13 protein-coding genes and 1 pseudogene are annotated in these 22,134 nt (G+C 73.0%); all 14 read right to left on the reverse strand.

Annotation, left to right across the window (positions count from 1 at the left end; genetic code table 11):
• Window positions 1-1,220 precede the first annotated feature (1,220 nt).
• Window positions 1,221-4,490 (reverse strand): annotated as a pseudogene (locus ACFWMZ_RS23345) (Rne/Rng family ribonuclease); the annotation flags it as partial.
• A 237-nt stretch (window positions 4,491-4,727) separates the two neighbouring features.
• Window positions 4,728-5,519, reverse strand: coding sequence for a TIGR03936 family radical SAM-associated protein (locus ACFWMZ_RS23350; RefSeq protein ID WP_383183677.1), 792 nt, complete (start codon window positions 5,517-5,519; stop codon window positions 4,728-4,730).
• Window positions 5,520-5,761: 242 nt separating this feature from the next.
• A complete protein-coding gene (locus ACFWMZ_RS23355; protein WP_383203870.1) occupies window positions 5,762-5,923 on the reverse strand; it encodes a hypothetical protein in 162 nt (53 codons plus the stop codon).
• A 323-nt stretch (window positions 5,924-6,246) separates the two neighbouring features.
• Window positions 6,247-8,193 (reverse strand): TIGR03960 family B12-binding radical SAM protein, encoded by a 1,947-nt coding sequence (locus ACFWMZ_RS23360; protein WP_383183681.1) that lies wholly within the window; start codon window positions 8,191-8,193, stop codon window positions 6,247-6,249.
• Between the two features lie 69 nt (window positions 8,194-8,262).
• Entirely contained in the window at window positions 8,263-9,861 is a 1,599-nt protein-coding gene (locus ACFWMZ_RS23365; RefSeq protein ID WP_383183683.1) for a CHAD domain-containing protein, read from the reverse strand.
• An 84-nt stretch (window positions 9,862-9,945) separates the two neighbouring features.
• On the reverse strand, window positions 9,946-11,136 hold the full coding sequence (rodA, locus tag ACFWMZ_RS23370; protein WP_383183685.1) for a rod shape-determining protein RodA: 1,191 nt from the start codon (window positions 11,134-11,136) through the stop codon (window positions 9,946-9,948).
• Window positions 11,136-13,316, reverse strand: coding sequence for a penicillin-binding protein 2 (gene mrdA / locus ACFWMZ_RS23375; protein ID WP_383203873.1), 2,181 nt, complete (start codon window positions 13,314-13,316; stop codon window positions 11,136-11,138). Before mrdA ends, rodA begins: the two co-directional genes overlap by 1 nt.
• 40 nt (window positions 13,317-13,356) lie before the next feature.
• The gene (mreD, locus tag ACFWMZ_RS23380; RefSeq protein WP_383183689.1) at window positions 13,357-14,028 is read right to left on the reverse strand and encodes a rod shape-determining protein MreD; all 672 of its coding nucleotides are present in this window, start codon (window positions 14,026-14,028) and stop codon (window positions 13,357-13,359) included.
• 10 nt (window positions 14,029-14,038) lie between these two features.
• Window positions 14,039-15,031 (reverse strand): rod shape-determining protein MreC, encoded by a 993-nt coding sequence (gene mreC, locus ACFWMZ_RS23385; RefSeq protein WP_383183691.1) that lies wholly within the window; start codon window positions 15,029-15,031, stop codon window positions 14,039-14,041.
• 218 nt (window positions 15,032-15,249) lie between these two features.
• Window positions 15,250-16,269: a rod shape-determining protein gene (locus tag ACFWMZ_RS23390; protein WP_383183704.1), complete on the reverse strand. Its 1,020-nt coding sequence runs from the start codon at window positions 16,267-16,269 to the stop codon at window positions 15,250-15,252.
• A 560-nt stretch (window positions 16,270-16,829) separates the two neighbouring features.
• A complete protein-coding gene (gene ndk, locus ACFWMZ_RS23395) occupies window positions 16,830-17,243 on the reverse strand; it encodes a nucleoside-diphosphate kinase (RefSeq protein ID WP_383203876.1) in 414 nt (137 codons plus the stop codon).
• A 210-nt stretch (window positions 17,244-17,453) separates the two neighbouring features.
• Complete coding sequence (locus ACFWMZ_RS23400; protein ID WP_383183695.1) at window positions 17,454-17,798, reverse strand: DUF4233 domain-containing protein; 345 nt, start codon at window positions 17,796-17,798, stop codon at window positions 17,454-17,456.
• An 8-nt stretch (window positions 17,799-17,806) separates the two neighbouring features.
• Window positions 17,807-19,333 (reverse strand): bifunctional folylpolyglutamate synthase/dihydrofolate synthase, encoded by a 1,527-nt coding sequence (locus ACFWMZ_RS23405; RefSeq protein WP_383203880.1) that lies wholly within the window; start codon window positions 19,331-19,333, stop codon window positions 17,807-17,809.
• Between the two features lie 116 nt (window positions 19,334-19,449).
• Complete coding sequence (locus ACFWMZ_RS23410; RefSeq protein WP_383183699.1) at window positions 19,450-22,071, reverse strand: valine--tRNA ligase; 2,622 nt, start codon at window positions 22,069-22,071, stop codon at window positions 19,450-19,452.
• Between the last annotated feature and the right edge of the window lie 63 nt (window positions 22,072-22,134).

A 22,134-nucleotide genomic window follows, 5' to 3' on the forward strand; every position in this document is an offset into this window, starting at 1 on the left:
TGTTTTTTTGTTTCTCCGCCGCGGGCCGGCCCGGGGGGGGGGCGGCGGGGGGGCGCCCCCCCCCCGCCCCCCCACCGCCGTACGGCTCAGTCCTCGGTGGAGGCGGGGGCGGCCGTCTTCTTGGCCGACGCCTTCTTGGCCGTGGTCTTCTTCGCCGTGGTCTTCTTCGCCGTCGTCTTCTTGGCCGCGGCCTTCTTGGCCGTCGCCGTCTTGGCGGCCGTCTTCTTGGCCGTCGTCTTCTTGGCGGCGGGCTCCTCGGGAGCGGTCTCCTCCGAGGCCGTCTCCTCGGCCGCAGCCGGCTTGACCGCGGTCTTCTTGGCCGTCGCCGTCTTCTTGGTGGCGGCCTTCTTCGTCGTGGCCTTCTTCGCCGTCTTGCGCGCCGCCTTCTTGGCGGGCGCCGCCTCGGCCTCGTCCCCCGCGGGAGCCTCGGCGGGCGCCGCGGCCTCCTCGGGCGCGGCCTGGGGCGCGGGCTCCGGACGGTCGGCGGCGACGACCACCACGGCCGCCTCCTCCGACGCGGTCGGCGCCGAGGCCTTACGGACGGCACGCCGACGCGTCCGGGCCGGGGCAGCGGCGGCCGGAGCGGGCTCCGGCCGCGGCTCGGCCTCGGGCTCCGGGGCCACCGGCGAGGCCTGCGGGGCCTCGGCGACGGGCTCGACGACCGGCTCACTCACCGGCTCCGCCGCAGGCGGCGCACCGGCGGGCGCGGAGGCCCGGCGGGTGGCCCGGCGACGGCCCCGCTTGGGCGCCTCCTCGGCCGGGGCCTCGGCGACAGGGGCCTCGGCGACAGGGGCCTCGGCGACCGGCTCCGGCGCGGCGGCCGGCTCCTCGGCGACCGGCACCGCGGGCTCCCGCTCGGCCGCCGGGGCCTGCTCGCGGCCCGACTCCTCCGGCCGGCGCGGCGCACCGGCGGGCGCGGAGGCCCGGCGCGTGGCGCGGCGACGGTTGCGGCGACCCGAACCGGCAGCGGCCTCGGCCTCGGCGGCGCTGCTGTACAGCTCCTCGTCCGGGACGAACTCCGGCGACGGCAGGGCGGCGGGCTCGGCCGTCTCGGCGGCGACCTCGGCCTCGGTCTCGACCTCGAAGCTCTCCGGCTCCGTCTCCTGGTCGTGGACGTGGTCGTGCGTGTGGACGCTGTCCTCGTGGCCGCCCTTGCCGCGCTTCTTGCGCTTGCCGCCGCCACCGCCGTTGCCGGAGGCGGTCGGCTGGTCGAGGTGGACGATGACGCCGCGCCCGTTGCAGTGGACGCAGGTCTCCGAGAACGACTCCAGCAGACCCTGGCCGACCCGCTTACGGGTCATCTGGACCAGGCCCAGCGAGGTCACCTCGGCCACCTGGTGCTTGGTCCGGTCGCGGCCCAGGCACTCCAGCAGACGGCGCAGGACCAGGTCGCGGTTGGACTCCAGGACCATGTCGATGAAGTCGATGACGACGATCCCGCCGAGGTCGCGCAGCCGCAGCTGGCGCACGATCTCCTCGGCCGCCTCCAGGTTGTTCCTGGTGACGGTCTCCTCCAGGTTGCCGCCCTGGCCGGTGAACTTGCCGGTGTTGACGTCGACGACGATCATCGCCTCGGTCTTGTCGATCACCAGCGAACCGCCCGAGGGCAGCCACACCTTGCGGTCCAGCGCCTTGGCCAGTCCCTCGTCGATCCGGTACGTCGCGAAGACGTCGGTCTCCGAGGTCCACCGCTGGAGCCGGTCGACCAGGTCGGGAGCGACCTTGCTGACGTAGCCGTGGACGGTCTTCCATGCCTCGTCACCGCTGACGATGACCTTGGAGAAGTCCTCGTTGAAGATGTCGCGGACGACCCGGACCGTCATGTCCGGCTCGCCGTAGAGCAGGCTCGGCGAGCTGGCGTTGCTCGCGTTGGCCTTCTTCTGGATCTCCTGCCACTGGCCGTGCAGCCGCTCCACGTCGCGGCGCAGCTCCTCCTCGCTCGCGCCCTCGGCGGCGGTGCGCACGATGACACCCGCGTCCTCGGGGACGATCTTCTTGAGGATGCTCTTGAGGCGGGCCCGCTCGGTGTCGGGCAGCTTGCGGCTGATGCCCGTCATCGACCCCTCGGGGACGTAGACGAGGTAGCGGCCGGGCAGCGAGACCTGGCTGGTGAGGCGGGCGCCCTTGTGGCCGATCGGGTCCTTGGTGACCTGCACCAGGACCGACTGGCCGGACTTGAGCGCCGACTCGATGCGGCGCGGGCCGTGCGCCATGCCCAGCGCGGCGAAGTTGACCTCACCGGCGTACAGCACGGCGTTGCGGCCCTTGCCGATGTCGATGAAGGCGGCCTCCATCGACGGCAGGACGTTCTGGACCTTGCCCAGGTAGACGTTGCCGACGTAGGAGGTGGCCTGCTCCTTGTTGACGTAGTGCTCGACGAGGACGTCGTCCTCCAGCACGCCGATCTGGGTGCGCTCGCCGCTCTGGCGGACGACCATCACCCGCTCGACCGCCTCACGGCGGGCCAGGAACTCCGCCTCGGTGATGATCGGCACCCGGCGGCGGCCCTGCTCGCGACCCTCGCGGCGGCGCTGCTTCTTCGCCTCCAGGCGGGTCGAGCCCTTGATGGACTGGACCTCGTCGGGACCGGTGCCCGGCTCGTCCTTCTTCCGCTCGCGCGGCTCGCGGACCTTGACGACGGTGCGCTCCGGGTCATCGCCCGAGGAAGGCTGCTCCGGCTCGCCCGCGCCGTCGCCGGCGCGGCGGCGGCGACGGCGACGACGGCGGCTGCTGCTGGAGCCCGCGCCGTTGTCACCTTCCTGGTCGTCCCGGTCGTCCCGGTCGTCCCGGTCCTCGCGGTCGTCCTGCGCGGCCTCGTCGTCCTGCGCGGCCTCGTCGTCCTGCTCGTCCCGCTCGTCCTCGGCGGCGATCTCCCGGCCGCCGGAACGCGCGCCGGAGTCGGCGCCCCGCTCCTGCTGCTCGTCCTGCTCGTGGTCGGCGTCGCCGGACTCACCGCGACGGCGGCGGCGGCCACCGCGACGACGGCGGCGCGAGGGGCGGTCGCCGTTCTCCTGGTCCTCGTCGTCCCGGGCGCCCCGGTTCTCGTCCTCGGCCGGCTCGGCCTCGTCGGCGGCCTCGGGCTGCGGGGCCCGCTCCACCGGCTTCTCCTGGACCGGCGCGGCCTCCTGGACCGGGGCGTCCTCGCCGCGGCGGCGACGGCGCTTGCGCGGCGCCTGCTCCTCGGCCTCCGGCTCCGGCTCCGGGGCGGAGGTGTCGGCGGCCGACGAGGCGGCCTCGGCGGCGGCGCGCTCCGGCGTCTGGAACATCGGCTCGGAGAAGACCGGCGCCTGGAAGACGGCGACGGCCGGGCGGCGGCGCGAACCGCGGCCACCCGACTCCTTCTCCTGGCGCTCCTCGCGGGCGCCCTTCGGCTGGTCGGGCTCGCTGAACAGCCCGCCCTTGCGGACCGGCTTGCGGCGGGCGCGGCGCGGCGCGGCCTCTTCGGCGGTGTCGCTGCTCGCTGCGGTGCTGTCCTCGGCCACGGTGGTGTCCTCCGGCGTGCTTTCGGCCTCGGCAGCCGCGGGGCTGCCGACGGGTGCGGAAACGCGACGTGTGGCACGGCGGCGCGTACGGGTGGGGGCGGCCTCCTCGGTGGGGGCCTGCGCGGCGGTCTCCGGCTCGGCGGCGGCCGGTTCGGCGGCGGCCTGCTCCTCGACGGGCGCGGCGGCCTCGGCGGGCCGGGTGGCGCGGCGGCGCTTGCGGGCCGGGGCGGCGCTCTCCTCGGCGGGGGCGGCCTGCTCGGCCGGCTCCCGCTCGACGGTCTCCGCGGCCTCGGGGGCACCGGCGGGCGCGGAGGCCCGGCGGGCGGCGCGGCGGCGCGGACGGGCGGGGGCGGCCTCCTCGGCCGGCTCCTCCACCTCGGCCGCCACCGGAGCGGGCTCCGGCTCCGCGGCCGGCGCCTCTGCGGTGGTCTCCGCCTCGGCGGCGGGGGCTCCCGCGGGTGCGGTGGCACGCCGGGTGGCGCGGCGGCGGGGCCGCGCGGGGGCGGCCTCGGCGGTCTCCGGGGGTGCCTCGGCGGCCTGCGGCTCCGCAGCCTCGGCCGCTTCGGCGGCGGGCACCTCCGGCGTACCGGCGGGCGCACCGGCCGGGGCGGACGCCCGGCGGGTCGCACGGCGGCGCGGGCGGGCGGGGGCGGCCTCCTCGGCCGGCTCCTCCACCCGGGCCGTCACCGGAGCGGGCTCCGGCTCCGCGGGGGTCTCGACGGTGGTGTCCGCCGCCACGGGCTTGCCGGCCGGGGCGGAGGCCCGGCGCGTGGCACGGCGGCGCGGGGGCGCGGCCGGTTCCTCACCGGAAGGCACCTCGGCGGCGGGCGCGTCGGCGCCCTGGTCCGCCGGTGCCGAAGCCGGTATGGCCACGGCCGGTGCCTCCGCCCCGGTGGGCGGCCCGGCGGGCCGGGAAGCGGCCCGCCGTCGCCTGCGCGGCGGCAGGGTGTCGCTGGGGCTGTCGTTGTCCACGTCCACGCCTTCGGCGGGATCGTTCGATCCGAGCATGCGGGGGTATCTCCCGTCACGCTCCCGGGCGCCGCGTCGAATCCGGTGGCGGTCGCCTTCGCGCGAAGTGTGCGCGGGACCGTCCTCCGGGGCGCGGGCGCCGCACGGGAGCTTCTCTGTCCTGTTCTCGCCGGTTCCGTACGCGTCTCGCGGGCGGCCTGGCGAAAGTCTTCTGGTCGGTGCGCTGCCCGACCCAGGTGGCTCCCGGATTCGAGGGCGGCGCTGCGGCGAGCGTCCCTACGCGGGACCCACCGCTGTGGTGGCCTGCGCGGCGGCGAGCGGGGCGCCCTCGGAAGGGGCGGCCGTGACTGCCTCGCGGTCGGGCGCGAGCGGATCGGTCACCGTGCCGGTCTCGTCGTCGAAAGGCCCCTGCGCCAGCCTGGTCACCGCTGCGGGGACCGGCGGCGCCAGGTCGGCCACTACTCGGAGACCGGACAGGACGTCGTCGGGTCGTACGGCGGGTGTCTCGTGCCGAACAACCAGGCGCAGTATCGCACAGGGGCGCGCCGACGGCCTATCACCCGGCTCGTCCGAGGGGTCGGCGACGCTGAGCGACACCACGGCGGCGCGGGCGTCGAAGGTCCGCATGCCGTTCTTGGTGCGCCGCTGGACCTCGACCGTCTCGGCCGCCTCGAAGGCGGCGACGGCGGCCCGGGCCGCCTCGGGCTCGACCTTGTCGAGCCGCAGCTCCCAGACCGAGGCCTGGAGCCGGTCGGCGAGGCCGGAGGTACGCGCCTCCACGGCGTCGGTGATGTCGAGGCCCTCGGGCATCGACGCGTCGAGCAGTTCCCGCAGCGTGGCCGGGTCGCGCTGCGCGGAGAGGCCGATCTCCAGGTACTCCGCCTCGCTGCCCGTACCGGTGGGCGCGGCGTTGGCGTAACTCACCTTCGGGTGGGGCGTGAAGCCCGCCGAGTAGGCCATCGGCACCTCGGCGCGGCGCAGGGCCCGCTCGAAGGCGCGCTGGAAGTCTCGGTGGCTGGTGAACCGCAGGCGGCCGCGCTTGGTGTAGCGCAGACGGATCCGCTGCACCGTCGGCGCGGGCGGAGGCCCTACGGGCTGTCGCTTACCCAGTGTCGTTCAGTCCCTCGTGAGTGCGGTCGTACCACTACCTAGGGTACGCGCCACGCCGCCGGGTGGTTCCCGGGCCCGGACGCCGTCCCGCGGCAGCGGGGGCGAGCGGGCGGTCCGCTCCAGCGGATGGCGTCGTCAGGAGCGCCGGACCGCCCGCTCGCCCCCATGCTCCCCGGCCCGCCCGGCCCGCGCTCCCCCGGTTACGGCGTACGGCTCAACATCCCCCGCGCGACCCGCCTCACCAGGCCCGCCGCCACCAGCGCCCAGACGGCCACGGCCACCCACAGCAACGCCCGCCCGAGGGGTTCGAGCCACCCGGACGTGCCCGACCCGGCCTGCCCGGCGGCGGTGAGCGAGGCCACCGCGGCCTCCCGAGGGGAAGACGGTGGCCCAGCGCCGCGCGTCGTACCCCGGCCTCGGCCACCGCACCTCGGCCCCCACCAGACGACACCCGACGGACACGATCCCGGTGGCCGTCACGGCCGCCCCCGCGACGGGGCCGATAGCGGCTCTCCACGGCTCGTGGCCGCCGACCGGAGGCATGGCGGGTTCCATGGGGCCACCTTCTGCGCCGACGCCGCGGCCTGCCACCGGAGGGCGCCCGGCCGTAGCACCGTCCCCGGGCATGGCCGTGCCGGGGGCCGTCAGCACGGCCCCCGGCACGGTCACACTCACATCCCGGTCGCTACTCGCCCTGCCCCACCACGCTCAGCGGCAGCAGCTTCTTGCCCGTGGGCCCGACCTGGATGTCCAGGTCGAGCTGAGGACACACCCCGCAGTCGAAGCAGGGTGTCCAGCGGCAGTCCTCGACCTCGGTCTCGTCGAGGGCGTCCTGCCAGTCCTCCCAGAGCCATTCCTTGTCGAGGCCCGAGTCGAGGTGGTCCCAGGGGAGGACTTCCTCGTAGGTGCGCTCGCGGGTGGTGTACCAGTCGACGTCGACGCCCTGTTCGGGGAGGGTCTTCTCGGCGCAGGCCATCCAGCGGTCGTAGCTGAAGTACTCGCGCCAGCCGTCGAAGCGGCCGCCGTCCTCGTAGACGGCGCGGATGACCGAGCCGATGCGGCGGTCGCCGCGGGAGAGGAGGCCCTCGACGATGCCGGGCTTGCCGTCGTGATAGCGGAAGCCGATGGAACGGCCGTACTTCTTGTCGCCGCGGATCTTGTCGCGGAGCTTCTCCAGGCGGGCGTCGGTCTGCTCGGCGGAGAGCTGCGGGGCCCACTGGAACGGGGTGTGCGGCTTGGGGACGAATCCGCCGATGGAGACGGTGCAGCGGATGTCCTGGGAGCCGGAGACCTGGCGGCCCTTGGCGATGACGTTGGTCGCCATGTCGGCGATCTGGAGGACGTCCTCGTCGGTCTCGGTGGGCAGGCCGCACATGAAGTACAGCTTCACCTGGCGCCAGCCGTTGCCGTAGGCGGTGGCGACGGTGCGGATCAGGTCCTCCTCGGAGACCATCTTGTTGATGACCTTCCGCAACCGCTCGGAGCCGCCCTCGGGGGCGAAGGTGAGGCCGGAGCGGCGGCCGTTGCGGGTCAGCTCGTTGGCCAGGTCGACGTTGAAGGCGTCGACGCGGGTCGAGGGGAGGGACAGGCCGATCTTGTCCTCCTCGTACCGGTCCGCCAGGCCCTTGGCGACGTCGCCGATCTCGCTGTGGTCGGCGGAGGAGAGGGAGAGCAGGCCGACCTCTTCGAAGCCGGTGGCCTTGAGGCCCTTGTCGACCATCTCGCCGATGCCGGTGATGGAGCGCTCGCGGACCGGGCGGGTGATCATGCCGGCCTGGCAGAAGCGGCAGCCGCGGGTGCAGCCGCGGAAGATCTCCACCGACATCCGCTCGTGCACGGTCTCGGCGAGCGGGACCAGCGGCTGCTTCGGGTAGGGCCACTCGTCGAGGTCCATGACGGTGTGCTTGGAGACGCGCCACGGGACGCCGGAGCGGTTGGGGACGACGCGGGCGATGCGGCCGTCGGCCAGGTACTCGACGTCGTAGAAGGCGGGGACGTAGACGCCGCCGGTGCGGGCGAGGCGGAAGAGGACCTCCTCGCGGCCGCCGGGGCGGCCCTCGGCCTTCCAGGCCCGGATGATCTCGGTGATCTCCAGGACGGCCTGCTCGCCGTCGCCGATGACGGCGCAGTCGATGAACTCGGCGATCGGCTCCGGGTTGAAGGCCGCGTGACCGCCGGCGAGGACGATCGGGTCGTCCAGGGTGCGGTCGGCGGCGTTCAGCGGGATGCCGGCGAGGTCGAGCGCGGTGAGCATGTTGGTGTAGCCGAGCTCGGTGGAGAAGCTGAGGCCGAAGACGTCGAAGGCGCCGACGGGCCGGTGGCTGTCCACGGTGAACTGCGGGACGCGGTGCTCGCGCATCAGCTCTTCGAGGTCGGGCCAGACGCTGTAGGTGCGCTCGGCCAGGACGCCTTCGCGCTCGTTCAGCACCTCGTAGAGGATCATGACGCCCTGGTTGGGCAGCCCGACCTCGTACGCGTCGGGGTACATCAGGGCCCAGCGGACGTCGCAGGACTCCCACGGCTTGACGGTGGAGTTCAGCTCACCGCCGACGTACTGGATGGGCTTCTGTACGTGCGGGAGCAGCGCTTCGAGCTGGGGGAAGACCGACTCCGCAGTCGACTGGTCAGTCATCGGAAACCTTCGTGAGCGGGCAGGGCTGATCCTCAAGCGTAGCGTGGTACGGACCGGCCCCTGACACCGTCAGCCGCCCGCTCCCGGCGGTCCCTGGGCCCGGACCGCCTCCCACGCCTCGGGCAGGTCGCGTTCGGCGGCGTCGGCGCGTGCGGTCTCCGTGCCGTACAGCAGCCCCCAGGTGAAGGCGGACTCCCCCGCTCCGTGCGCCTGGAGGCCGAGCTGCCGCAGGGCGTCGCGGGTGACGACGCTGTCCTGGTGGGCGCCGAGGAGCCGCTGGACGGTCTTGACGCGTTTGCGGTAGCGCTTGGCGGGCTTGCCGAGGGCGGGGCGGGCGGCCTCGGTGGCGTAGCGGGCGCGTTTGGCGGCCTTGCGGGCCCGGTGGAGGGCGTGGTCGCGGTCGGCGCCCGGGGGCAGGGCGAGGGCGTGGTCGATGCGGGTGGCGAGGCGCCGGTGGTCGCGGGCGAGGGCGGCGGGGAGCACCTTGCGGGCGGGCCGGTGGGCGGCCTCGCGCAGCGGCGGGTCGGTGGCGAGGCGGGCCAGCGCGGTGAGCAGGGCGAGGTGGCGGGGGCTGTCGAGGGCGGCGTGCACGCGGTCGCGGGCCTCGGCGGCCCGGGCGGTGGACCAGAGCTGGAGCCGAGCGGGGGCGGGGCCGAGGACGAGGGCCGGGTCGGTGGTGTCGAGGAGGTGGTGCAGGCGGGCGGTGAGGACCTCGCCGTCGCGGGCGGGGGCAAGCTGACTCGCGAGCCATTTCAGCTCGTCGCCGATCGGCTCCGTGACGGCCCGGTCGAGGACCTTGCGGTATGTCCTGAACGCGCCGCGCAGGCGGCGGATGGCGACGCGGAGCTGGTGGACCGAGTCGGGCAGGTCGCGGCGGACGTCGGTGTCGAGGGCGACGAGGGCGCGGTGCCACCGGGCGACGTGGGCGAGGACTTCCGCGCCGGCGGTGCCGGGGGCCGGCGCCGGGTCGGGGCCGGGTTCGGTCTCGGGGGGCGGGCCGGTGTCGGCGAGGGCGCGGGCGAACTTGGAGCGGTCATGGGAGCGGCGGATCCCGGCGTCGGTGAGGTGTTCCTCGGCGCGGTCGAGGAGGTCGGCGGGGGCGGCCTCGGTCAGTTCGATCTCGATCTCGCGCCAGGCGGTGGCGCGTCCGGCGAGGCCGCCGGGGGCGCCGTCGAGGCGCTCGGCGCGGACGGTGTCGGCGGCGACCTCGGCGAGGGTGGTGCCGTCGGCGGCGTGCAGGGTGTGGCGGCGGCGGGTGGTGCGCAGCCGGAGCACCGGGCCGAGCGGTGCTCCGCGGGTGCGGGAGCGCAGCAGGCGGGCGAGGTCGGCGGGGACGGTGTCGGCGAGCGGGGCGTGGAGTTCGTCGCGGGCGTCGTCGGCGGTGGTGACGGGGAGTTTGAGGTGCCAGCCCGCGTCGTGGCCGCCGGTGCGGCGGCGCAGGGTGGTGCGGGTGGCGGCGAGGCGGCCGTCGTCGGTGTCGTGGTAGACGGCGTCGAGTTCCTCGGTGTCCTGTTCCCTGACCCGGTCGACGCCGTCGGTGCGGGTCAGCGCGTCGAGGAGGGCGGTGTCGTCGGCGGCGGGCGGACCGTCGCGGCCCGGGGTGCCGGCGGCCGGGGTGTCGGCGGGGGCTTCGTACTTCCGCTCGATCTCGCGCGTGACAGAGGCCATGGAACCGACATTAGCGGCGATACGGGCGCCAGGGCAGTCCCTGGGGAGGGACGGCCCTGGTGGCGGGTGGGATGCGGCGGTGGGTCAGTTGGCGGAGAGGGGGCGTTGCAGCTTGATCGACTGGAGGAGCCCTATGGCGATCCAGGCCGCGAACATGGCGGTGCCGCCGTAGCTGACGAAGGGCAGCGGGAGGCCGGCGACGGGCATGATGCCGAGGGTCATGCCGATGTTCTCGAAGGACTGGAAGGCGAACCAGGCGATGATGCCGCCGGCCACGATCGTGCCGTACAGCTCGGTGGTGGCGCGGGCGATGCGGCAGGCGCGCCAGAGGACGACGCCGAGCAGGGCGATGATCAGTCCGGCGCCGAGGAAGCCGAGTTCCTCACCGGCGACGGTGAAGACGAAGTCGGTCTGCTGCTCGGGGACGAACTGGCCGGTGGTCTGGGTGCCCTGGAAGAGGCCGGTGCCGGTGAGGCCGCCGGAGCCGATGGCGATGCGGGCCTGGTTGGTGTTGTAGCCGACGCCCGCCGGGTCGAGCTGGGGGTTGGCGAAGGCGGCGAACCGGTTGATCTGGTACTCGTCCAGGACGCCGAGCTGCCAGACCAGGATGGCTCCGGTGGCTCCGGCGCCGATCAGGCCGAGGATCCAGCGGTTGGAGGCGCCGGAGGAGAGCAGGACGCCGAGCACGATCATCACCATGACCATGACGGAGCCGAGGTCCGGCATCAGCATGACGATGAGCATCGGGACGGTGGCCAGCGCCAGGGCGAGGACGACGGTGCGGTGGTCGGGATGTTCCCGGTCCCCGGCGTCGACGCGGGCGGCCAGCAGCATCGCCATGCCGAGGATGATGGTGACCTTGACGAACTCGGACGGCTGGAGGCTGAAGCCGCCGATCACCAGCCAGGCGTGGGCGCCGTTGATGGTGGCGCCCAGCGGGGTGAGGACCAGCAGGATCAGCAGCACCGAGATGCCGTAGAGGACCGGGACGGCGGTCCTGAGGGCGCGGTGGCCCAGCCAGATGGTGCCCGCCATCAGGGCGAGGCCGATGCCGGTGTTGAGCAGGTGGCGGACGAGGAAGAAGTACGGGTCGCCCTGGTTGAGTCCGGTGCGGTTGCGGGTGGCGGAGTAGACGAGGGCGACGCCGACCAGGGAGAGGGCGAGCGCGCTCAGCAGCATCGGCCAGTCGAGCCTGCGCACCGCGGAGTCGCGGGCGAAGACCCGGGTCCAGGGGGCGCGCTCGGGCCCGTAGCCGGGGACGGAGAAGCCGGCCATCAGTCGCGCCTCCAGAGAAGGGGGCCACCGGGGGCGGCGGCGAGGTCCTGGGTGTCGGCGGGCGCGGACGGCTTCGCGGGCAGGTACGGCTTGACCGTCGGGGCGTGGATCGAGCCGTCCGGCTGGACCTTGGGCAGCGTGGACTGGGGCTTGGGCAGCAGGGCCTTCTTGACGTCCTGGTCGCCTTCCTCGTTCAGCCCGTACATCGCCTCGAAGATCTTGCGGACGGCCGGGCCGGAGGCGCCGGAGCCGGTGCCGCCCTGGGAGATCGTCATGACGATCGTGTAGTCCGGGGTGTAGCTGGCGAACCAGGAGGTCGTCTGCTTGCCGTAGACCTCGGCGGTGCCGGTCTTGGCGTGCATCGGGATCTTGTCCTGCGGCCAGCCGACGAAGCGCCAGGCGGCGGAGCCGGTGGTCGCGACGCCCGCGAGTGCCTGCTCTATCTGCTTCCTGGTCTTCTGGTTCATCGGCAGCTTGCCGTGGGCCTTGGGCTGGATCTCGGTGGTCTTCTTGCCGTCGGCGCTGATGACGGCCTTGCCGACGGTGGGGTCGTAGAGGGTGCCGCCGTTGGCGATGGCCCCGTAGATGGTGGCCATCTGGATGGGGGTGACGAGGGTGTCGCCCTGGCCGATGGAGTAGTTGACCGAGTCACCGGCGCGCATCCGCATGCCTTCGAGGCAGTTCTCGTAGGCGATCTGCTCGGCGTACTCGCCGCCCTTCTTGCCGGACTTGCACCAGCCGTCCTTGTTGGCCTCCCAGTAGTCCTTCTTCCACTGGCGGTCGGGGACGCGGCCGGTGACCTCGTTGGGGAGGTCGATGCCGGTCTCCTTGCCGAGGCCGAACTGGTGGGCGGTCTTGTAGAACCAGTCCTTGGGGTGCTTGGGGTTGTTGCCGCCGTCCTTCTGCCACTGCTGGTGGGCGAGGTGGTAGAAGACGGTGTCGCAGGAGACCTCCAGGGCGCGGCCGAGGTTGATGGAGCCGTAGCCCTGGGACTCGAAGTTCTTGAAGACCTGCCCGCCGATCGAGTACGAGCTGGGGCAGGGGTAGCTGCCGTTGAAGTCGTACCCGGCGTTGACGGCGGCGGTGGAGGAGATCACCTTGAAGATCGAGCCGGGTGCGGCCTGGCCCTGGATGGCCCGGTTGAGCAGCGGGTAGTTCGACTTCTTGCTGGTGAACTTGGCGTAGTCCTTGCCGGAGATGCCGCCGACCCAGGCGTTGGGGTCGTAGTCGGGCAGGGAGGCCATGGCGACGACGCGGCCGGTCTTGTTCTCCATGACGACGGCGGCGCCCGCGTCGGCCTCGTAGGTCCGGTTGGTGTTGCGGTCCATCTCCTTGCGGGCCGCCTTCATCGCCTCGTTCAGCTCGTACTCGGTGACCGCCTGGACGCGGGAGTCGATGCTGGTGACGACGTTGGCGCCGGCCTCGGCCGGGTCGGACTCGGCCTCGCCGATGACGCGGCCGAGGTTGTCGACCTCGTAGCGGGTGACGCCGGCCTTGCCGCGCAGCTCCTTGTCGTAGGTGCGCTCCAGGCCGGAGCGGCCGACCTGGTCGGAGCGGAGGTAGGGCGAGTCGGTGTGCTCGGCCTTCTTGATCTCCTCGTCGGTGACCGGGGAGAGGTAGCCGAGGACCTGGGAGGTATGGGCCTTGCCGGGGGCCGGGTAGCGGCGCACGGCGGTCGGCTCGGCGGAGATGCCGGGGAACTCCTCGGTCCGCTCGCGGATCTGGAGGGCCTGCTTGGCGGTGGCCTCGTCGGTGATGGGGATGGGCTGGTACGGGGAGCCGTTCCAGCAGGGCTGGGGCGTCTCGGCGTCGCAGAGGCGGACCTTGTCGGCGACCTCCTTGGGCGTCATGCCGAGGACGTCGGCGAGGCGGCCGAGGACGCCCTTCCCGTCGTCCTTCATCTTCATCAGCTCGGTGCGCGAGGCGGAGACGACGAGGCGGGTCTCGTTGTCGGCGATGGGCACGCCGCGGGCGTCGAGGATGGCGCCGCGCACGGCGGGCTTGACGACCTGCTGCACGTGGTTGCCGGAGGCCTTGGCGGCGTACTCGTCGCCCTGGCGGATCTGGAGGTACCACAGCCGCCCGCCGAGGGTGAGCAGCAGGGAGACGACCAGGACCTGGATGACGATGAGCCGGATCTGCACGCGGGGGGTGCGGCCGGTCTCGGGGATGTTGCTCACGGGCGGGGCCTCCTCGCGCGAGGTGCGGCGGGAGTTGCGGTCACAGGCGCTTGACCCCCTTGATGCGTCCGGCCCGGGCGACCCGGGACTTCATGGCTCTGGCGCGCAGGCCGCCGCGCTGGCGGCCGATGGCGAGGCCGGTCCCGGAGGAGAGCCAGCCGGCGGCGACGTCGCCGCCGGAGGGGCCGGAGGAGGGCTCGGCGAGCGGGTCGTGCTCGCCGCGGCGGGCCAGCGCCATGATCACCGGCACGGTGAACGGCGCGAGGAGCAGGTCGTACAGGCTCGCGGTGAAGAGCAGCCAGCCGAGGCCCACGTCGCGGGCGGCGGTGTCGCCGACGAGGGCGCCGACGCCCGCGTAGAGCAGGGTGGAGCCGATGGCGGCGCCGACCACGACGACCAGCGGGGCGGTGGCGGAGCGCAGCTTGCCGCCCTCGGGCTTGGCGAGCCCCGCGACGTAGCCGACGACGCAGAGGACCAGGGCGTACCGGCCCACGGCGTGGTCGGCGGGGGGCGCGAGGTCGGCGAGGAGTCCGGCGCCGAAGCCGACGAGGCTGCCGCTGGTGGGGCCGTAGACCATGGCCAACGCCAGGACCGTGAGCAGCAGCAGGTCGGGGACGGCGCCCGGCAGCTGGAGCCGGGCGAGGACGCTGACCTGGACGACGAGGGCGACCACGATCAGCGCGGCGGAGAGCAGAATCCGGTTGAGGCGCATGGCAGCAGCTCTACTCCTGGTCGGTTCCGGGATCGGGCTGCCCCGCCACGGGGGCGCCGGCTTCCTCGGCCCCCTCCTCGGGGGTCTCGCCCTCACCGGGCGGAGGTGCGGTGACCGTCACGGTGGGGGTGGGGGTCGGCTTCGACTTGGGCGGCAGCACGGTGTCGCGGGGGTCGTCGCGGGGTGCCTGGACGACGATGCCGACGATGTCGAGCTTGGAGAAGCCGACGTACGGCCTGAGGTAGACGGTGCGGGTCAGGTCGCCGCCGAGCGGGTCGACGCGGACCACCTCGCCGACGGGTACACCGGGCACGAACGGCTTGTCGGCGTGGGAGCCGAAGGTGACCATGCGGTCGCCCTTCTTCACCTTGGACTTGCCGTTGAGCAGCTGGACGGCGAGCGGGCGGTCGCCCTGCCCGGTGGCGAAGCCGAGTTCGTCGGAGCCCTCCATGCGGGTGCCGACGGTGAAGTCGGGGTCGCTGGCGAGCAGCACGGTGGCGGTGTGCGGGCCGACGGTGGTGACGCGGCCGACGAGGCCGTCGCCGTTGAGGACGGTCATGTCGCGGGCGATGCCGTCCTTGGTGCCCGCGTCGATGGTGATGGTCCAGGAGAAGCCCTGGGCGGGGCCGATGGCGACGACTTCGGCCCCGCGGATGCCGTACTGCCCGGCGCCGGCCTTCTTCAGCATGGCGTCGAGCTGGCGGACGCGGCTCTGGTTGCGCGCGTCGCTGCCGAGGCGGGTCTTGAGTGCGGCGTTCTCGCGCTCCAGGGCGGCGATGCGGTCGTGGCGCTCGCCGGAGTCGCGGACGGCTCCGATGGCGTTGCCGATCGGGGCGACCGCTCCGGCGACGCCGCTCTCCACCGGTCCGAGGACGGTGGCCGCGGCCTTGCGGGCGCCGTCGACGGGCGAGTCCTCGCCGCCGCGGATGTCCACCGTGATCAGTGCGAACGCGATGGCGATCAGCAGCACCAGGAGCAGCCGGCTCTCTCGTGTGTCCCTCACGTGCGGCGGCCGTGCCTTCCTCGTCGGAATGGGTTCGGGCTTCGGGTCGAACGGGGGGGCGGCGGGCCCGGCCCCGGGTGCGGCGCGGGCGGCGCGGGGGCGGGGCCCTGGTGCCGTCCTGCCGACGAGGGGAGCGCCGGGGACCCGGGGGTCCGCCGGTGCTCCGGCCGCCGTCACCGGGCGGGCCGCGGGGGCCCGCCCGGGTCACTCAGACGCGGTCACCTGCGCGGGGAGGCGTCCAGGACCTGCTGGAGGGCCTCGAACTCCTCGACGCACTTGCCGGAGCCGAGCGCGACGGAGTCGAGCGGGTCCTCGGCGATGTGGATGGGCATGCCCGTCTCGCGGCGGAGCCGCTCGTCCAGGCCGCGGAGCAGGGCGCCGCCGCCGGTGAGGACGATGCCGCGGTCCATGACGTCGCCGGAGAGCTCGGGCGGGCACTTGTCGAGGGTGGTCTTGACCGCGTCGACGATGGCGTTGACCGGCTCCTCGATCGCCTTGCGGACCTCGGCGGCCGAGATCACGACGGTCTTGGGGAGCCCGCTGACCAGGTCGCGGCCGCGGATCTCGGTGTGCTCGTCGGTCTCGAGGTCGTAGGCCGAACCGATGGTGAGCTTGATCTGCTCGGCGGTGCGCTCGCCGAGGAGGAGGCTGTACTCCTTCTTGACGTGCTGGATGATCGCGTTGTCCAGCTCGTCACCGGCCACCCGGATGGACTGGGCGGTGACGATGCCGCCGAGCGAGATCACGGCGACCTCGGTGGTGCCGCCGCCGATGTCCACGACCATGTTGCCGGTGGCCTCGTGGACGGGCAGGCCGGAGCCGATGGCGGCGGCCATGGGCTCCTCGATGATGTGCACCTGGCGGGCGCCTGCCTGGGTGGACGCCTCGATCACGGCGCGGCGTTCGACCCCGGTGATGCCGGAGGGGACGCAGACGACGACGCGGGGGCGGGCCAGGTAGCGCCGCTTGTGGATCTTGAGGATGAAGTAGCGGAGCATCCGCTCGGTGATCTCGAAGTCGGCGATGACGCCGTCCTTCAGTGGCCGCACGGCGACGATGTTGCCGGGTGTGCGGCCGATCATCTTCTTGGCTTCGGCACCTACCGCGAGGATGCCGCCGGTGTTGGTGTTGATGGCGACGACGGACGGTTCGTTGAGAACGATCCCTCGGCCCCTGACGTACACCAGCGTGTTGGCGGTCCCGAGGTCGACAGCCATGTCACGGCCGATGAACGACATTGTGTTCCCCATCAGGATTCGTCTGGCCTTCCCAAAGTGGAGCGTTGACGGCTTTTCAGGATGGCGAGGGTGGGTGCTGTGGCGTGAAGGCTTCCATCGTAGTCTCGCCCGCACGGGCACAGCGCAAGGGCTTCGCCATTGTCAGCAGATGATGGGCCGCCTCGCCCTGGGAGACGTGCCATCCGGGCCATGGGTTCCCCCGAACAGCCCGCATAAGCGGAAGGCGGCCGACTCCTGCCGGCCGCCGCGCGTCGGCACGTCGTCGTGCTGACCCGACGTCACCGGCCGGGGCGGACCCCGGCGCGCCGCGCGGCCGTCCGCACAGTCTGGTCCGGACGGGCGCGCTGCGCAATCCACGAAACGGAGTGTCTCAGGGGGTGGCCGCAAAGTCCCGAGCGGTGTCCGCGGTTTCCGGCGCCTGCTCTCCGCGCGCGAGAGGGAGACCCTCGTAGCGGAGCTACTTGGGCCTCCGGCCGGTGCGGCGAGAGTGCGTGCCGGGCGCCGTGGGCGCCGTGGGGGACTTTGCGGCCACCCCCTGGTCCCCGGTCACGGGGACGGGCTCAGACGCGGCCCGGGAAGAACAGGGCGACCTCGCGCTCGGCCGACTCGGGCGAGTCGGAGGCGTGGATGAGGTTCTCCCGGACGATGGTGCCGAAGTCGCCGCGGATGGAGCCGGGCGCGGCGGCGATCGGGTCGGTCGGGCCGGCGAGCCGGCGCACGCCCTCGACGACCCGCTCGCCCTCGACGATCAGCGCGACGACCGGACCGGACTGCATGAAGCCCATCAGCGGCTCGTAGAAGGGCTTGCCCTTGTGCTCGCCGTAGTGCTGCTCCAGCGTCCCGGCGTCCAGCCTGCGCAGCTCCAGCGCGGTGATCTCCCAGCCCGCCTTGCGCTCGATGCGGCCGATGATCTCGCCGATCAGGCCACGGCGGGCGGCATCGGGCTTGAGCAGGACGAGGGTGCGCTGAGTCATGTGCGGCTCCTTGGCGGCCGGGGGTGTGCGGTTGGGCCGAGGTTACCGGGTGTGACCGGAGCGGCCGCGGGCGGACCCCCACCAGGCCGCCTCCCCCACTGCGGGCGACCGCGCGGGCGCGCTCCGTGGCGGTCGGCGGGGGCAGCCGCAGGAGTGAGCAGGTACGGCGGAAAGGGCCGGCCGGGACCTCCCGCAACCGGCCCCCGCGGGTCAGGCCTCCGCCGCCGCCTGCTCCGCGAACCGCGCCTTGGCCTCGTCGATCTTCCGGCCGAAGTGGATCGAGGCCCACCACAGCCCGGCGAAGCACGCCCCCAGCACGAACATGACCGGCACGAACAAGCCGCTGAGGACCAGCGCGCCCTGCAGCGCCCAGCCGAGCCAGACGCCGACCTGCCGGGAGAGCACCCCGCAGAGCAGGAGGCTGACGGCCATCAGGGCGCCGCAGACCGTCCAGACGGTGCCGGTGGCGAGGCCGGGGTCCTTCATCGCCACCAGGCCGGCGAAGCCGATGACGAAGAACTCACCGATGAGCGTCGAAGCGCAGAGCATCCGCATGGCGCCGCTCAGCCCCTTCCCAGAAGCAGCCGGGCCTCGCCGACCGTGATGACGGAACCGGTGACCAGGACGCCACCGCCGGAGTACTCGCCCTCTTCCTCGGCGAGGGTCACCGCCGCCTCCAGGGCGTCGTCGAGCCGCGGCTCGACCTGGACCCGGTCCTCGCCGAAGACCTCGACGGCCAGGCCCGCCAGCTCGTCCACGTCCATGGCCCGCTCGCTGGAGTTGCGGGTGACGACGACCTCGGCGAGGAGCGGCTCGAAGGCTTCGAGGAGCCCCTTGGCGTCCTTGCCGCCGCTCACCCCGATGACGCCGATCAGGCGGCTGAAGTCGAAGGCCTCACTGACGGCGGTCGCCGTGGCGCGGGCGCCGGAGGGGTTGTGGGCGGCGTCCAGGACGACCGTCGGCGACTTGCGGACGACCTCCAGGCGGCCCGGCGCCGTCACCGCGGCGAACCCCTTGCGCAGGGTGTCGATGTCCAGGGTGCGGGCGTGCTGCGAGCCGATGCCGAAGAAGCCCTCGACGGCGGCGAGCGCCACGGCGGCGTTGTGCGCCTGGTAGGGGCCGTGCAGCGGCAGGTAGATGTCCTCGTACTCGCCACCGAGCCCGCGCAGGGTGACGAGCTGGCCGTCGACCGCGACCTGCCGGGAGACGACGCCGAACTCCATGCCCTCGCGGGCCACGGTCGCGTCGGCCTCCACGGCCTTCTTGAGGATGACCTGGGCGGCGTCCACCGGCTGCTGCGCCATGATCACCGAGGCGTCGGGCTTGATGATCCCGGCCTTCTCCCCCGCGATGGCGCCGGGCGTGGTGCCGAGCCGGTCGGTGTGGTCCAGGTCGATCGGGGTGATCACGGCGACCTGGCCGTCGATGACGTTGGTCGCGTCCCAGCTGCCGCCCATGCCGACCTCGACCACGGCGACGTCCACCGGCGCGTCGGCGAAGGCCGCGTAGGCCATCCCGGTGAGCACCTCGAAGAAGGAGAGCCGGTACGCCCCCTGGTTGTCGATCATCTCGACGTACGGCTTCAGGTCGCGGTAGGTCTCCACGAACCGGTCCGGGGCGATCGGCGCGCCGTCCAGGCTGATCCGCTCGGTGATCGACTGGACGTGCGGCGAGGTGTACCGCCCGGTGCGCAGCTCGAAGGCGCCGAGCAGCGCCTCGATCATGCGGGCCGTGGAGGTCTTGCCGTTGGTCCCGGTGATGTGGATCGACGGGTAGGCGCGCTGCGGGTCGCCCAGCACGTCCATCAGCCCCTGGATGCGGGTGACCGACGGCTCCAGCTTGGTCTCGCCCCAGCGCCCCGCCAGCTCCGTCTCGGCCTCGCGGAGGGCGGCGGCGGTCTCGGGGTCGGCGGGGCGGACCGGCTCGTCCTGCGGCGGAGCGGTCTGGGTCCGCAGGGTGCGGCTGCCCGCCTCGATCACAGCGAGGTCGGGGTCGCGGTCCTGTTCTGCGTCGACGATCTCCTGGAAGGCGTCATCATCGGGTCCGGGCTGCTCGGGCTCGCCGCTGTCGTGCGGGGGGTGGTCGCTCACGCGCCCCAGTCTACGGAGAGGGTCGCGAAGCTCCCGCAGGGCCCGGGTATGTCGTGAGGGCCCCCACCAAGCCCTGGTGACGGCCCTCACGATGCCCGCGCGGCGGCGTCGGCGGGTCAGCCGGCGGGCAGGCCCGCGAGCTGCGCGGTGATGCGCTCGATGTCGGCCTCGGCCTTGCTCAGCCGGCCGCGGATCTTGTCCACGACCTTGTCGGGGGCCTTGGCGAGGAACGCCTCGTTCCCCAGCTTGGCCTCGGCGGCCGCCTTCTCCTTCTCGGCGTTGGCCAGGTCCTTGGCCAGGCGCTTGCGCTCGGCCTCGACGTCGATGGTGCCGGAGAGGTCGAGGGCGACCGTGGCGCCGGAGACCGGGAGGCTGGCGGTGGCCTGGAAGGCGTCGCCCTCCGGGGTCAGCCGGAGCAGCTGGCGGATGGCGGCCTCGTGCGGGGCGAAGGCGGTGCCCTCCAGGGTAAGGCGGGCGGGGACCTTCTGGCCGGGCTGGAGGCCCTGGTCGGAGCGGAACCGGCGGACCTCGGTGATGACCTGCTGGACCTGCTCGATCTCGGCCTCGGCGGCGGTGTCGCGGAAGCCGCTGTCGGCCGGCCAGTCGGCGATGACCAGCGACTCCTGGCCGGTGAGGGTGGTCCAGAGGGTCTCGGTGACGAACGGCATGACCGGGTGGAGCAGCCGCAGCGTCGTGTCGAGGACCTCGCCGAGGACGCGGGCCGAGACCTCGGCCGGGCGCCCGCCGCCCATGAAGGTGGTCTTGGACAGCTCGACGTACCAGTCGAAGACCTCGTCCCACGCGAAGTGGAAGAGGACATCGGAGACCTTCGCGAACTGGTAGTCCTCGTAGTACGCGTCGGCCTCGGCGACCACCGTGTTGAGGCGGGAGAGGATCCACCGGTCGGTGGCGGACAGCTCCTCGGGCGCGGGCAGTTCGCCCTCGACCGTGGCGCCGTTCATCAGGGCGAACCGGGTGGCGTTCCAGATCTTGTTGGCGAAGTTCCGCGAGCCCTGGACCCAGTCCTCGCCGATCGGCACGTCGACGCCCGGGTTGGCGCCGCGCGCCAGGGTGAAGCGGAGCGCGTCGGAACCGTAGGCGTCCATCCAGTCGAGCGGGTTGACCGCGTTGCCGAAGGACTTCGACATCTTCTTACCGAACTGGTCGCGGACCATGCCGTGCAGGGCGATGGTGTGGAACGGCGGGGTGCCGTCCATCGCGTAGAGGCCGAACATCATCATCCGGGCGACCCAGAAGAAGAGGATGTCGTAGCCGGTGACCAGGACGGAGTTCGGGTAGAACTTCGCGAGGCTGTCGGTCTGTTCGGGCCAGCCGAGGGTGGAGAAGGGCCACAGGCCCGAGGAGAACCAGGTGTCGAGGACGTCGGTCTCCTGGTGCCAGCCCTCGCCGCTCGGCGGCTCCTCGTCGGGGCCGACGCAGACGATCTCACCGTCCGGGCCGTACCAGATCGGGATGCGGTGGCCCCACCACAGCTGCCGGGAGATGCACCAGTCGCGCAGGTCGTCGACCCAGTCGAAGTAGCGCTTCTCCATCTCCTGCGGGTGGATCTTGACCTGGCCGTCGCGGACCGCGTCACCGGCGGCCTGGGCGAGCGGGCCGACCTTGACCCACCACTGCATCGACAGGCGCGGCTCGACCGTGGTCTTGCACCGCGAGCAGTGGCCCACCGAGTGGACGTACGGCCGCTTCTCGGCGACGATCCGGCCCTCGGCGCGCAGCGCGGCGACGATCGCCGAGCGGGCCTCCAGCCGGTCAAGGCCCTCGAAGGGGCCGGGGACGGTGATGACCGCGCGCTCGTCCATGACGGTGAGCGAGGGCAGGTCGTGGCGGCGGCCGATCTCGAAGTCGTTCGGGTCGTGGGCCGGGGTGACCTTGACCGCGCCGGTGCCGAACTCCGGGTCGACGTGGGTGTCGGCGACGACCGGGATGGTCCGGTCGGTCAGCGGCAGCTTGATCTGCTTGCCGACGAGGTGCCGGTACCGCTCGTCGTCCGGGTGGACGGCGACCGCGGTGTCACCGAGCATCGTCTCGGCGCGGGTGGTGGCGACGACGAGGGCGTCCTCGCCCTCGCCGTACTTCATGGAGACGAGTTCGCCGTCGTCGTCGCTGTACTCGACCTCGATGTCCGAGATGGCCGTCAGGCAGCGCGGGCACCAGTTGATGATGCGCTCGGCGCGGTAGATCAGCTCGTCCTCGTACATCTTCTTGAAGACGGTCTGAACGGCGCGGGAGAGGCCCTCGTCCATGGTGAACCGCTCGCGGGACCAGGCGACGCCGTCGCCGAGGCGGCGCATCTGGCCGGAGATCTGGCCGCCCGACTCGTTCTTCCACTTCCAGACGCGCTCGATGAACGCCTCACGGCCGAGGTCGTGGCGGGACTTGCCCTCCTTGGCCAGCTCGCGCTCGACGACGTTCTGCGTGGCGATGCCGGCGTGGTCCATGCCGGGCTGCCACAGCGTCTCGTACCCCTGCATCCGCTTGCGGCGGGTCAGGGCGTCGATCAGCGTGTGCTCGAAGGCGTGGCCCAGGTGGAGCGAGCCGGTGACGTTCGGCGGCGGGATGACGATGGTGTACGGGGGCTTGTCGCTGTGCTCGTCGGCCTCGAAATAGCCCCGCTCTACCCAGCGCTCATACAGCTTCCCCTCTACATCGGCCGGCACGTACTGGGTCGGCAGTTCGGGGGTGGCTGCTTGCTGATGCTGAGTGTTGTCGGTCACGAGGCACAGTTTACGGGCGTCACCGCCCCGTCCCGAAACCGGATTCTTCGGTAACGGTGGCGC

It is taken from the genome of Streptomyces sp. NPDC058373 (assembly GCF_042723275.1).
Classification (GTDB): Bacteria; Actinomycetota; Actinomycetes; order Streptomycetales; family Streptomycetaceae; genus Streptomyces.